This window comes from uncultured Desulfovibrio sp., from assembly GCF_949282365.1.
Taxonomy (GTDB): domain Bacteria; phylum Desulfobacterota; class Desulfovibrionia; order Desulfovibrionales; family Desulfovibrionaceae; genus Desulfovibrio.
Window position 1 is genome coordinate 1 of the sequence record NZ_CASDOY010000011.1, and the last position, 12,541, is coordinate 12,541.

General features: G+C 67.6%; 13 protein-coding genes. 6 read left to right on the top strand and 7 right to left on the bottom strand.

Features of this window, described 5'->3' with window-relative positions:
* The 5 genes from Q1X76_RS04230 to rpmH form a co-directional block, all read right to left on the bottom strand.
* Window positions 1-450, bottom strand: a 450-nt coding sequence (locus Q1X76_RS04230) for a Jag N-terminal domain-containing protein (protein ID WP_300718281.1), incomplete at its 3' end; no start/stop codon positions are given.
* Window positions 451-540: 90 nt separating this feature from the next.
* Window positions 541-2,190 carry a membrane protein insertase YidC gene (gene yidC, locus Q1X76_RS04235; RefSeq protein ID WP_300718282.1) on the bottom strand — a complete coding sequence of 550 codons (1,650 nt, stop codon included), beginning with the start codon at window positions 2,188-2,190 and terminating at the stop codon, window positions 541-543.
* 27 nt (window positions 2,191-2,217) lie between these two features.
* Complete coding sequence (gene yidD, locus Q1X76_RS04240; RefSeq protein WP_006007998.1) at window positions 2,218-2,448, bottom strand: membrane protein insertion efficiency factor YidD; 231 nt, start codon at window positions 2,446-2,448, stop codon at window positions 2,218-2,220.
* 2 nt (window positions 2,449-2,450) lie between these two features.
* The gene (rnpA, locus tag Q1X76_RS04245; protein WP_300718283.1) at window positions 2,451-2,846 is read right to left on the bottom strand and encodes a ribonuclease P protein component; all 396 of its coding nucleotides are present in this window, start codon (window positions 2,844-2,846) and stop codon (window positions 2,451-2,453) included.
* Window positions 2,847-2,888: 42 nt separating this feature from the next.
* Window positions 2,889-3,023: a 50S ribosomal protein L34 gene (gene rpmH, locus Q1X76_RS04250; RefSeq protein WP_300718284.1), complete on the bottom strand. Its 135-nt coding sequence runs from the start codon at window positions 3,021-3,023 to the stop codon at window positions 2,889-2,891.
* Between the two features lie 321 nt (window positions 3,024-3,344).
* Between rpmH and thrB the strand changes: the two genes are divergently transcribed.
* Window positions 3,345-3,902, top strand: a complete 558-nt coding sequence (thrB, locus tag Q1X76_RS04255; RefSeq protein WP_300718285.1) for a homoserine kinase — start codon at window positions 3,345-3,347, stop codon at window positions 3,900-3,902.
* Between the two features lie 494 nt (window positions 3,903-4,396).
* On the opposite strand, the gene Q1X76_RS04260 is transcribed toward thrB, so the two are convergent.
* Both Q1X76_RS04260 and Q1X76_RS04265 read right to left on the bottom strand, forming a co-directional pair.
* Entirely contained in the window at window positions 4,397-4,918 is a 522-nt protein-coding gene (locus Q1X76_RS04260) for a translation initiation factor 2 (RefSeq protein WP_300718286.1), read from the bottom strand.
* A 73-nt stretch (window positions 4,919-4,991) separates the two neighbouring features.
* Window positions 4,992-5,987 (bottom strand): OmpA family protein, encoded by a 996-nt coding sequence (locus tag Q1X76_RS04265; RefSeq protein ID WP_300718287.1) that lies wholly within the window; start codon window positions 5,985-5,987, stop codon window positions 4,992-4,994.
* 402 nt (window positions 5,988-6,389) lie between these two features.
* Between Q1X76_RS04265 and Q1X76_RS04270 the strand changes: the two genes are divergently transcribed.
* From Q1X76_RS04270 to gltA, 5 genes are all read left to right on the top strand, one after another.
* Window positions 6,390-7,241 carry a hypothetical protein gene (locus tag Q1X76_RS04270; RefSeq protein ID WP_300718288.1) on the top strand — a complete coding sequence of 284 codons (852 nt, stop codon included), beginning with the start codon at window positions 6,390-6,392 and terminating at the stop codon, window positions 7,239-7,241.
* A gap of 108 nt (window positions 7,242-7,349) precedes the next feature.
* Window positions 7,350-8,768 carry a precorrin-6y C5,15-methyltransferase (decarboxylating) subunit CbiE gene (gene cbiE, locus Q1X76_RS04275; protein ID WP_300718289.1) on the top strand — a complete coding sequence of 473 codons (1,419 nt, stop codon included), beginning with the start codon at window positions 7,350-7,352 and terminating at the stop codon, window positions 8,766-8,768.
* 62 nt (window positions 8,769-8,830) lie between these two features.
* Window positions 8,831-9,583 carry a cobalt-precorrin-4/precorrin-4 C(11)-methyltransferase gene (locus tag Q1X76_RS04280; protein WP_300718290.1) on the top strand — a complete coding sequence of 251 codons (753 nt, stop codon included), beginning with the start codon at window positions 8,831-8,833 and terminating at the stop codon, window positions 9,581-9,583.
* A gap of 624 nt (window positions 9,584-10,207) precedes the next feature.
* The gene (locus tag Q1X76_RS04285; protein ID WP_300718291.1) at window positions 10,208-11,047 is read left to right on the top strand and encodes a sulfide/dihydroorotate dehydrogenase-like FAD/NAD-binding protein; all 840 of its coding nucleotides are present in this window, start codon (window positions 10,208-10,210) and stop codon (window positions 11,045-11,047) included.
* Window positions 11,037-12,452: an NADPH-dependent glutamate synthase gene (gene gltA / locus Q1X76_RS04290; protein WP_300718292.1), complete on the top strand. Its 1,416-nt coding sequence runs from the start codon at window positions 11,037-11,039 to the stop codon at window positions 12,450-12,452. Before Q1X76_RS04285 ends, gltA begins: the two co-directional genes overlap by 11 nt.
* Window positions 12,453-12,541: the final 89 nt, after the last annotated feature.

Below are 12,541 nucleotides of genomic sequence, written 5' to 3' on the forward strand. Positions count from 1 at the left end.
CTTGTCAGCTTTGGCGCAATTCTCGGGCCGTTCGCCCTGTGCGGGCGCTTCCGCCTTTTCCGCAGGCCGGGCCGCGGCTTCTTCCGCGGCTGCCTCACGAGCGGGCCCTTCCGGCGCAGGGGCAGCCAGGGGCGCGGGCGCGGCCTCCTCGCGCGCGGCGGGGGCGGGCTGCTCCGCGGGACGCTGGGGGGCGCCCTCCCGGCCCGGGGACGGCCGTTCCAGGCGGACGTCGCAGCGCTTCCTGCCCAGGACGCTTTCCACGGCCTCGCGCAAGGCGGCGCGGCGGGCGCGGATCTTGGCCTTGCGGGCCCCAACGATACCAAAGATGCCGCTTTTGGCGTCCTGCACTATCTCGATCTCCAGCTTTTCGCGGGCCGTATTGTAATAGCTGCAGGCCTCCTGAATGGCGGCATCCAGATTCTTACCCTGAAATTCTTTGAATCCGTCCATAAACTCTCCCAAAAGGGGCGGCAGCGGGAAGACCCGCTGCCACCACATATGGACACGTTTCCGTTACGCAGGACCGCCGGGGCGGTCCGTTTACTGGGCCAGCAGCTTGCTCTTGCGGCCCATCCGCCACTGCTGGGCGATGGACAGGATGTTGTTGACCAGCCAGTACACCACCAGACCGGAGGGGAAGTTCAGGAACAGGGCGGTGAAGATGATGGGCAGGAACATCATGATCTTCTGCTGCGTGGGGTCGGTGGCCGGCGGGCTCATCTTCTGCTGCAGGAACATGGTGACGCCCATGATGATGGGAGTGATGAAGTAGGGGTCCTTGGCGGACAGGTCGGCCAGCCAGATCATGTCCGTGCCGGGCAGATAGGTGATGAAGGGCGCATGACGCAGCTCGATGGAGGTCAGCAGCGCCTGATACAGACCGAAGAACACGGGCAGCTGCACCAGGATGGGCACACAGCCGCTGGCGGGGTTGACGCCGTAGGTCTTGTACAGGGCCATGACTTCCTTGTTCATGGCTTCCTTGTTGTCCTTATACTTTTCGCGGATGTTGGCCATCATGGGCTGGAGCTTCTTCATCTTTTCCATGGAAGAATAGCTCTTGGCCGTCAGGGGCCAGAACACGGCCTTGATGACGATGGTCAGCATGATGATGGAAAGGCCCCAGTTGTGGGTGTACTGCTGGAAGAACTCCAGCAGCCAGAGCAGGCCCTTGGCGATGATGCTGAACATGCCCAGGTCCACGCTGAGGGCCAGCTGGTCGGACACGGCGGCCAGCAGCTTGCGCTCCTTGGGCCCCATCCAGTAGGAGACTTCCAAAGTGGTCTCCTGGCCGGGGGCCACCACCACTTCCTTGGGCTCCAGGGCCACGCGGTAGACGCTGCCCTGCATGCGGCCCACCATGCGGGCCTCGTCGGCATCGCCGGGCATCACGGCGGACAGGAAATAGGTGCTCATGGGACCGGCCCAGTAGAGCTTGCCGCTGGCTTCCACGCCTTCCTTGGTCAGTTTGTCGGTGGAGGTCTCCTCGCCCAGCGAACCGTTGTTGTCCCAGGCCACGCGCATGGCGTCGTAGTTGGTGTTGGCGGCGTTGCTGGTGTCGGCGGCCACGGTGTAGCGCACGCGCACGCTGCGGGTGTCGGCGCCCAGGGCGGCCAGGGTCACCCTTTCGGAGATCAGGTAATTGTCGGCGTTGAAGCTCAGCTCGCGGACCACGCGCAGGTTGTCCACCTCGCCCACCAGACGGACCACGCCCTTGCCGCCCTCGGCCACCTTCACGCCGCTGTCGGACTCCAGGGCCCACTTGCCGGTGCTCCAGGAGGGCTGGCCGTTGATGACCAGGCCCAGGGGCGCCACGGCGGCCGTCTGGGGATCGACCATATTGATGCGGGGGGAATCCTCCTCCAGACCGGTGGTGTACTTCTTGAGCTCGAAGGAGCGCAGCACGCCGCCGCCGGAATGCAGCACGGCCTTGTACAGGGGGGCGTCCACCGTCACGTCCACGCCGGGGGCGGGCGTGAAGGCGGGCAGGGGCTCGGCCTGGGCGGCCTTCTTGGCTTCGGCTTCGGCCTTGGCCTTCTGGGCCTGCTCGGCCTGGACAGCTTCCATCTTGGCTATCTCGGCCGGGTCGGGCTTGACCACCCAACCCATATAGTCGGCCAGATAGCTCCAGCCGACGACCACGAGCAGACACAGGACAATTGCCATGATAAGATTTTTGCCGTCTTGCATGCGGGGAGGTACTCCATGAAGCAGAGACTACGGGTGACGCCGCGCAGGGGGCACGGGATCATATCCCGAGCCGCCCCAGGGATGGCAGCGGGCCAGACGACGCAAGGCCAGCCAGCCGCCGCGCAATACGCCGTGGGTCATGATGGCTTCCAGGGCGTAGGCGGAACATGTGGGGTAAAAACGACAGGCAGGGGGCAGGACGGGAGAAATGAACAACTGGTAGAAACGGATGGGCAGGACAAAAAGACGGCGCAGCATGGCTAGTCCTTGTCGCGGCTGCCGTGGCTCCCGGCAGGATGCAGGCCCGGCAGGCGCCGCAGCAGCGGCAGCAGCTGGGCGTTGACGCGCTCCTGGCTCAGCTCCGCCGCGCCGGCGTGCTTCTTGGCCACGGCCACGATATCCAGATGTTCGGACAGCAGCGCCCGGTGCAGGCGGAAAAACTCCCGCAGCAGGCGCTTGATCCGGTTGCGCGTGACCGCTTTGCCCACCTTGCGGGACACAGCCATGCCCATACGCGTACAGGCCCCGTTTTCGCGGGGCCGTACAAAAACGAGGAAATGCTCCGTATGGTAACGCCTGCCCCGCTCATAGCACGCGGCATACTCCGCTTGGGTGCGGATGCGGCTCTGGCGGGGCAGAAAAAGGCGTTCGGCCATCTTGGCTCGCTTCGGGGATCGCGGGGCGCAGCCCCCAACCGACTAGGCGCTCAGCTGCTTGCGGCCCTTGGCGCGACGGCGGCGCAGGATGGCGCGGCCGCTGGGGGTGGCCATGCGGGCGCGGAAACCGTGGGTGCGGGCTCTTCTGATCTTGCTGGGCTGGTATGTTCTCTTCATTGCTCTAGCTCCTTGCGTGTGGCTGCGGCGACGGGCAGCGGGCCGGATGGCCCGGCGCGAGGTATGCGCGACATGCGGGAAGGCTTGCCCGTGCCCGCAGCACTGTCGCTGCGCGGGATACGCCTTGCAGCCTGTAAATTTGAAAGGGTTACATACACGGCATGAGGCCCGCCGTCAAGGCTTGTTCACCATCCCCGGGCGGGACGATGGACAAAAAACTCCGGCGGGACCGCTCCCTGCCTGTCGGCGGCGGCTTTTGCGCCTTGACAGGATATGCCTGCGACGGCACAATTTTTTCCTCATTAGCATCAAGGAGACCGCATGTCCACGTCAGAACAACTGCTGCCCCCGCCGCCCTCCTGTCCCTGTGTGGTACTCATCGGCATGGCCGGAGCGGGCAAATCCACCGTGGGGATGGCCCTGGCCCAGACCCTGGGCTGGGCCTTCATGGACAGCGACCACCTGATGGAGGCCCTGTACGCCGACCGCCTGCAGGCCGTCACCGACGCACTGAGCAAGGAGGCCTTCCTGGACCTGGAAGCCGTGGTGCTGGGCTCCATCCGCGTGCAGCGCACGGTCATCGCCACGGGCGGCAGCGCCGTCTACCGGCCGCGGACCATGGAGCATCTGGCCTCGCTGGGCCCCATCGTCTTTCTGGACGTGCCCCTGGAGACCATCGAGGAGCGCGTGGCCCGCAACCCCGACCGCGGGCTGGCCATCGCGCCGGGACAGACCCTGGCCGACATCTTTTACGAGCGCGAGGCGCTCTACAAGCACTACGCCACCCTGCGCTGCGACGCCCGCCAGAAGACGCCCCAGCAGTGCGCCCGCTGGATCGCCGAGCACCTGCCGCCCCTGCCCGGCACGCCCCGGGGCTGAGCCCGGGGAACCGCCCGTCACGCCCCTTCCCGGCGTAGGCCCCTGCCGGCGTGTCCGGGGGGCCGGGCCTCCCACGCCGCCGGCCCCCGTCCCTTCCCGGGACACGCCCTGACGCCGAAACCGGCTCCGGCGCTGTCGACGCGCCCGCAGGCGGAGCAGCCCTCACGCTGCCCGCCGGTCCTCCATGCCGGTACCGCCCGCGTGAGCGGACAATCCGCCCGCATGTGATACGTCCGCGCCCCGCCCCGGCCCCGCGCTCCACTGCGCCCTCCCCGCGCCCGGCAGGCTGGCGGCGACAGGAGGACAGCCCTCCGCCGTCGGCTCCCGGCAACCTGCCGCCGTTTGCCGTCTGCCGTCCCCCGGCCGCCTCTCCTGGGCGCTTTCTTGGCCGCCTCTCTTTGCCGCCGCGCGGCTGCCCGCGGCGGGCATGAAAAAAGCCCCCTTCCCGAAGGAAAGGGGCCTGCATCAACGGGGATGCCGTACCTGCGGCCGGGCTAGTACTGCCACTTCTTGCCGTCGTAACGGATCATCTCATTGAGGTTGCGCGTCTTGACCTTTTCGCAGGGGGCGGAAAGGGCCGCGCTCTTGCTGGCGCCGCGGCACTCATAGACATGTTCGGAATAGCGGATGAAGCCCACATAACCGCGGGCGCCCTTGCGCACTTCGGTGTTCAGGCTGTTGGTATCCACATCCACATAGGTGGCCACATATTCCTTGCCCACCTTGCGCACTTCCTTCTGGGCCTTGGAGGGCACCACCGTGCGGGAGGCACGGCCCACCAGGCTCTGCCCGGTCTTGTACAGATCGGCTTCCAGCCTGGACTGGGACGCGGGCGCGGCCTTGACCGCAGCCTTTTCGGGGGCCTTGGCCGGGGCTTTCTCAGGGGCTTTGGCGGCTTCCGCCGAGCCGTCGGCCGGGGCGGCCGGAGCCGGGTCGGAGGCTTCATCGCCGCCGAACAGGGCGCAGCCACCGCACAGCAGGCTTGCCAGCAGGGTGACTGCCAGGACTTTCTTCATCGTTCGTTTACTCCTTAATGGAAAAACCCGGCGTTGCCGCCGGGTTTCATTCAAAGGGGGAAGGAGGCGCCGTTTAGTCGAAGGAGATCTCCGTACGACGGTTCATGTAGCGGCCTTCTTCAGTGGCGTTGCTGTACTTGAAGGACTTGCCCTTGCCGATGGCCGTCATGCGGCTGGCGGGCACGCCCTGCTTGGCCAGGTAGCCCTTCACGGCGTTGGCGCGGTTCTGGGACAGCTTGGCGTTGTAGGCGTCGGTGCCGCGGGAGTCGGTCCAGCCGGTCAGCACGATCTGGGTGTTGGGCTTGGACTTGATGAGGCCGGCGGCTTCGTCCAGGATGCCCATGGCCTTGCTGTCCAGGGCATAGGAATCAAACGCGAAGTTGACGCCGCGCAGCACGATCACGGTCTCTTCCTGGCAGAACACGGCCAGCACGAAGCGTTCCACTTCGGCGTCGCTGGTGGCCAGGTCTTCAGCACGGACCAGCACGGAGGCGGGGTTCATGCCGGCGATGGCCTTGACGGTGGCTTCGCCCTGCGGGGTGTCGGCCAGAGAGATCACATGGATGACCAGGTCACGCTGGGTGGCGTACACCTGACGGGCCACTTCCACCAGATCCATGCCGCGGTTGTTGTCACCGTCGGTGACCACGATCAGGGCGGCGCTGCGCTCCATGGAGCTCAGGAAGGGTTCGTAGGTCTGCAGGCCGTCGCCCATGTTGGTCATGCGGCCGAAGGTGGAGAAACCGCTGCGCAGAGTGTTGATACCGCTATCCATGGCGGCGCGGTTCCAGGGGCCCTGTTCGATGATGGTGCCGTTAGGGGCGATGGTGTGCAGGCCGCCCTTGAAATCCAGGGCGGGGATAGCGGCGTTGACGCGCTTCAGGGCGAGCTTGGCCACTTCGATCTTGTCCTGTTTCATCTTGTCGTTCTTCATCATCATGGAGCCGGAGTAGTCCACAACGAAGTCGAAGCTGTTGACCTTCTTGCTGCAGACAGGAGCGGCCACGGCAGCCACGGCGAAGCTCAGCAGGACCGCGGTGGTAAGGGCCAGCAGGCGAAAAGATTTCATGATGCCTCCCAAAAAGTTATTGTTTTGCCTGCAACATGTCAGGCAATGGTGCCAGGTCGCCATTTCTCTTCACCGAAAATGGTATGGACACGTTTACAACCTAGCCCTTTTCGCGGCAAAGGGCAAGCCTTCTTTCCCCTGGAGGGGCGTCCGGGGCGGGGCCGGCGGCTGCGGCCGCGGCCGTGCGCGCCCCTTCCCGCCGCCTTCCGCAAGGCCGTACCGGAGCGGCCTTCCCCGCGTCAGGCGGCCGCCGTGCCGCGCGTGATCGCCGGGATCCGCCTGCATCAAAATCCGGGCCACATGTGGCGCTACAGTGCCGCGCGTGATCGCCGGGATCCGCCACTGGCGGCTGGACAGCCGGCCCGGCCTGTAGCATACTGAATAGATACAAAAGGATGGGTTATGCCAGCACTCGATTTTTCCAAATGGAGCCCCGGCGGCAATACCACGATCTTCTTCCCCGCCGACGGGCTGGACAGCGCCCGGCAGGCGGAGCTGGCCCGGCAGGCCATGCGTCCCGAAAGCCTGGACGCGGAACAGGCGGGCTTCATCTCTGTGGCCGAACGCCGTCTGCGCATGGCGGGCGGCGAGTTCTGCGTCAATGCCGCGCGCGCCTTCGGCGCGCTGCTGGCCTTCCGCGAGAGCGCCTCGCCCGAAGCCACGCTCCAGGGCATCGCCCGCCAGAAGCTGACCAACGAACACCGCTACGAGATCCACGTCTCCGGCTGGCAGACGCCCGTCCGCCTGCTGGTGCGCGGCACGCCCCCCCACTGGCAGGTGCGCGCCGAGCTGCAGCTGCCCCCCTGCCCCATCAGCCACCCGGAACAGGGCATCCATCTGGTGCGCCTGCCCGGCATCTGCCACCTGCTGCTGGACGGTGAAGTCCACATGCAGCCCGAGGACTGCATCGCGGCCTCGCGCATGTTGCGCCGCCAGTACGGCATGACCGGCGAGCTGGCCTGCGGCGTGGTCTGGTGGGGACGCCGCTCCGGCATGCTGGACATGCTGCCCGTGGTCCATGTGCGCGACGCCCACACCACCTGCATCGAGAATGCCTGCGGCTCCGGGGCCCTGGCCCTGGCCCTGCTGCTGGCCGCCAAGGGCAACCGCACGCCCCTGGAGATCATGCAGCCCGGCGGCAGCGCCCTGCACGTCCACATCCCCGATGGCGAACAGCAGGACAGGGCCTTCATCGACGGCCCCGTGGATCTGGTGGCCCGCGGCCGCGTCTGGCTGCCCGACGTCCAGGCCTGAGCCGCACCGGGCCCGCCGGCCCGTGCGCTCCGGGACGTGTCCGACCTTCCCGCCCCAGCGCCTGCCGCAAGGCAGGGCGGGGCCTACGCCCCATCCCGACCGCAGCCCATGAAACAGCAGAACCTCCTCCCCGGCATCAGCCTGCCCGCTCCCCGTCCGTCCCGCCCGGCGGACAGCCCGCCGCCACCGGCGCCGGTCCCGCCGGCCGTGCCCGATACGGAGGCCTGGTCCCGGCAGGGGAGCCCGCTGCATTCCGCCTTCGTCTTCGAACCTGCCGCCGAAGCCGCCGAACCCGTCCTGGTGCTGGGCCTGGACTGCGCCCTGCCCCCGCGCGAGGCGCTCTCCCCGGCCCGGCTGCGCCTTGTGGAGCAGGCCGAGGTCCTGTGCGGCGGCCGCCGGCTGCTGGAAGCCTTCCGCGACCTGCCCGCCGAGCGCCTGCGCCTGGGCGCGCCGCTGGAACCCGTGCTGGCCCGCATCAGCCATCTGCGCGCCGCCGGCAAGCGCGTGGTCGTGCTGGCCGACGGCGATCCCCTGTTCTACGGCATCGGTGCGACCCTGCTGCACCAGATGGGTCCCGGGGCCGTGCGCATCCTGCCCGGGGTCAGCTCGCTGCAGCAGGCCTGCGCCCGCCTGGGCCTGCCTTGGCATGACGTGATTTGCCTTTCCCTGCACGGCCGCCAGGACCTGGCCCCCCTCAATGCCGCCGTGCAGCGCGGCCGCCCCCTGAGCCTGCTCACCGACGCGCGCATGACGCCCGACCTGCTGGCCCGCCATCTGCTGGACAGGGGCGTGGACTGGTTCGGCATGCATGTTTTCGAAGAAATGGGCGGCGAGGATGAAAAGACCCGGCACCTCAGCCTGGAGGAAGCGGCCGCGGCCTTTTTCGGCCCGGTCTGCACCGTCCTCCTGACGCCCTGCGGCCAGGTGCGCCGCCCCCGCCCCGGGCTCGCGCCCGACGAGCTGCGCCACGAGGCCGGCCTGCAGACCAAGCCCGCCGTGCGCGCCGCCGCCCTTTCCCTGCTGCGCCCCGAGCCCCGGCATACGCTCTGGGATCTGGGCGCCGCTTCCGGTTCCGTGGCGCTGGAGGCCGCCTGCCTAGTCCACGAAGGCCGGGTGGTGGCCGTGGAGCGGGTGCCCGCCCGCGCCCTGGACATCCAGGAGAACCGCCGCCGCTTCGGCGCCGCCGTGGTGGAGGTCTGTCTGGGCAGCGTGCCCCGCTGCCTGCCGCGCCTGCCCGATCCGCACCGGGTCTTCATCGGCGGCGGCCTTTCCGGCGACGGGGCCGACGGACTGCTGGAGCAGGTCTGCCGCCGTCTGCTGCCCGGCGGCCGTCTGGTGGTGAGCTGCATCCTGCTGGACACCCTGGCCCGCTGCCGCCGCTTCTTTGCCCGCCTGGGCTGGAGCACCGAGATCATGCAGGTGCAGGCCTCCCGCGCGCGTCCGCTGGGGCAGGATGTCTTCCTGGCGGCGGACAATGCCGTCTTCCTGCTGGCCGCGGACAAGCCGTCCGGGCAGCCGAAGGCATGACGAAAAACGCCCCGGGCGTGGCGCCGGCGCGCCCCGTGCCCGGGGACAGGGGGAAGGATCATATGGACACGCGGCCCGGCATGGTCAGTTTCGTGGGCGCGGGGCCCGGGGACCCCGAGCTGCTCACCCTCAAGGGCAAGCGCCTCATCGGCGAGGCGGCCCTGCTGCTCTACGCCGGTTCCATGATCCCGCCCGCCCTGCTGGACCTGGCCCCGCCCCGGGCCAGCGTCATCGACGCGGCCCCGCTGGATCTGGGGGAATGCCATTCCCTCATGCTCCAGTTCTCCCGCGCCGGCCGTCCCGTGGTCCATCTGCACACCGGCGATCCCGCCATCTACAGCGCCCTGCGCGAACAGCTGGCCCTGCTGGACCGAGACGGCATCCCCTGGCAGGTGGTGCCCGGCATCACCGCCGCCAGTGCGGCCGCGGCCGCGGCCGGATGCAGCTTCACCGTGCCCGGCGCCACCCAGAGCCTGATCCTGACCCGCATGCCCGGCCGCACGCCCATGCCCGGGCAGGAGGCCCTGCGCCGTCTGGCCGCCCACGGCACCAGCCTGGCCGTCTATCTTTCCGCCCGGCAGGCCCGCGCCATGCAGGAGGAGCTGGAACTGTCCCTGCCCGGCTCCACGCCCGTCATCTGCGCCTTCCGCCTGGGCTGGCCCGACCAGCAGCTCATCCGCACCCGCCTCGACCGGCTGGCCGTGACCATGGGGGACAACGGCCTCGTGCGCCAGACCGTGGTCCTGGTCCTGCCCGGCGAGGGCGAAGGCGCCCCGGCCCCGCGCACCCGCGGCCCGCATACCGATCACGACTGAGCGCCGCGCGTCTTTTTTGCTGCGCGCGACGCTTCCGGCCTGTCACAGGGCGTTTTTTGCCCACCCTGCGGACATTTTCACGTGCCCCCTGCTCCGGGCGGCAGCGCCCCGGCCCCCGCCCGACGGACAGGACCGACGCGGCCCGCACGCGGCTATCCCGCCGTTTTTGCTCATCTCCGGCCCGCGTCCCGCAAGCCCGCTCCGGCCGGGAGAACACGACGCCGGGGGCTTTTGCCGCACGGCCGGGCCGCAGCGCGCGCGAAGGCAAACAACGCGGGGGAATGGCCTTTCGACTTTTTCCCATACGCAGGGGGCTGCTTGTAACGACATCCTACTTTAAATTGCGTGCTCATAAACACCAAAGAGGCACCAGAACAGCCTTCAGCCTTTGCAACCGTCCCCCCTGAAAGCATCTTGCAACGATACAGGGAACATCATCTGTCCTCCTCAAGATATGCTGCACAGTCCGTGATCATCCGTACTGCGGCACTGACGTCGCCCTTCCATGCAGGCGGACGAACATCTTTTCACAAGCCCCTATTTCCCCTCGCGATACTTGCAAGCGGAAAAAACCTTGGGTAAGCTGGCACTTTCCATTATCCGCAGCAGGAGTGCAGGAATATCATGCCAACCCCCATTCTGGAAAAAGAAAGCCTCATCCCGGGCAAGACCAGCAAGCTGGTGCTGCACGCGCCGGCCATCGCCAGCCATGCCCGGCCCGGTCATTTCGTCATGCTGCGCATGAGCCCCACGGGCGAGCGCATCCCCCTGACCATCGCGGACACGGATGCCGAGAAAGGCACCATCACCATCGTCTATCTGGTCATGGGCAAGAGCACGGCCATCCTTGAGGACCTCAAGGCCGGCGACGAGATCCTGGATCTTTGCGGCCCCCTGGGCAAACCCACCCACATCGAAAAACAGGGCACTGTCATCTGTGTGGGCGGCGGCACCGGCATTGCCGCCATGCACCATATCGCCAAGGGCCATTCGCGCGTCGGCAACAAGGTCGTGGGCGTCATCGGCGCCCGCAACAAGGACCTGCTCCTGTTCGAGAAGGAACTGGCCAGCTTCGTGGACGAGCTGCTCATCTCCACCGACGACGGCAGCTACGGCCACAAGGGCCTGGTGACCGACCTGCTCCGCGCCCGTCTGGAATCCGACAAGGACGTCTTCGAAGTGGTGGCCGTGGGCCCCGTGCCCATGATGGCCGCCGTGGCCAATACCACTCGTCCCTTCGGCGTGCACACCACCGTCAGCCTCAACCCCATCATGGTGGACGGCATCGGCATGTGCGGCGCCTGCCGGGTGACCGTGGACGGCAAGACCAAATTCGCCTGTGTGGACGGCCCCGAATTCGACGGCCACAAGGTGGACTTCGACGAACTGCGCCGCCGTCTGGGCGCGTACCGCGATCAGGAAAAGGTCTCCATCGACCAGTACAGGAGCACCCATGGAAACTAAGCCCAAAAAGACCATTGCTCCGCGCGTGGACATGCCCTGCCAGCCCGCGGACGTGCGCGCCCACAATTTCGACGAAGTGGCCACCGGTTACACCAGGGAAATGGCCATGCAGGAAGCCTCCCGCTGCCTGCAGTGCAAAAAGCCCCTCTGCATGAAGGGCTGCCCCGTGGAAGTGCCCATCCGCGACTTCATCGGCGAAGTGGCGCGCGGCAATTTCGATGCCGCCTACCGCATCATCAAGACCACCAACAGCCTGCCCGCCGTCTGCGGCCGCGTCTGTCCGCAGGAACACCAGTGCGAAGGCAAATGCATCCTCAACGCCAAGGGCCAGCCCGTGGCCATCGGCCGTCTGGAACGCTTCGTGGCCGATACCTACATCGCCACCAGCGCCTGTGAACAGGTGACCGGCACCAATGCCTGCGGCATGCCGGTCAAGGACAAGCAGGTGGCCTGTATCGGCTCCGGCCCCTCCTCCCTGACCTGCGCGGGCGTCTGTGCCGCCAGCGGCCTCAAGGTGGACGTGTTCGAAGCCCTGCACGAGCCCGGCGGCGTGCTCATCTACGGCATCCCCTCCTTCCGTCTGCCCAAGAACGTGGTGGCCACCGAAGTGGACGGCCTGCGCCGCGCCGGCGTGGACTTCCACCTCAACAGCGTGGGCGGCCGCACCTTCACCGTGGACGAGCTGCGCAAGGAATACGACGCGGTCTTCATCGGCGTGGGCGCCGGTCTGCCGGTCTTCCTGGGCGTGCCCGGCGAGAACCTGGTGGGCGTGTTCTCGGCCAACGAATACCTGACCCGCGTCAACCTGGGCCGTGCCTACGCCTTCCCCGAGTATGACACCCCCGCCTACCTGGGCAAGAACGTGACCGTCTTCGGCGCCGGCAACGTGGCCATGGACGCCGCCCGCACCGCCCTGCGCATGGGCGCGGAAAGCGTGCATATCGTCTATCGCCGCACCAAGGCCGAGATGCCCGCCCGCCGCGAGGAAGTGGAACATGCCGAGGAAGAGGGCGTGAAGTTCGAGATGCTGGCCGCCCCCCTGCAGTTCAACGGGGACAGCGAGTTGAAGCTCACCTCCGTGACCCTGCAGAAGATGGAACTGGGCGAGCCCGACGCCTCCGGCCGCCGTCGCCCCGTGCCTGTGGAGGGCGCCACCTACGAACTGCCCACCGACCTGGCCGTCGTGGCCCTGGGCACCCGCTCCAATCCCATCCTGCTGGAAGCCACCGAGGGCCTGGAAAAGACCGAACGCGGCTACATCAAGGTGGATGAAGCCACGGGCGAGACCTCGCTGCCCAATGTCTTCGCCGGCGGCGACATCGTCACCGGCGCGGCCACGGTCATCCTGGCCATGGGCGCCGGTCGTCGTGCCGGTCAGGAGATCTGCCGCCGCCTGCTGGGCTAGCGGCTGTCCGTAACGTCTGTCACGGGGAGGGTCCGCCCTCCCCGTTTTTTCCTTTCAGGCCCCGCCTGAGCCCGCATGCCCCGCGACCC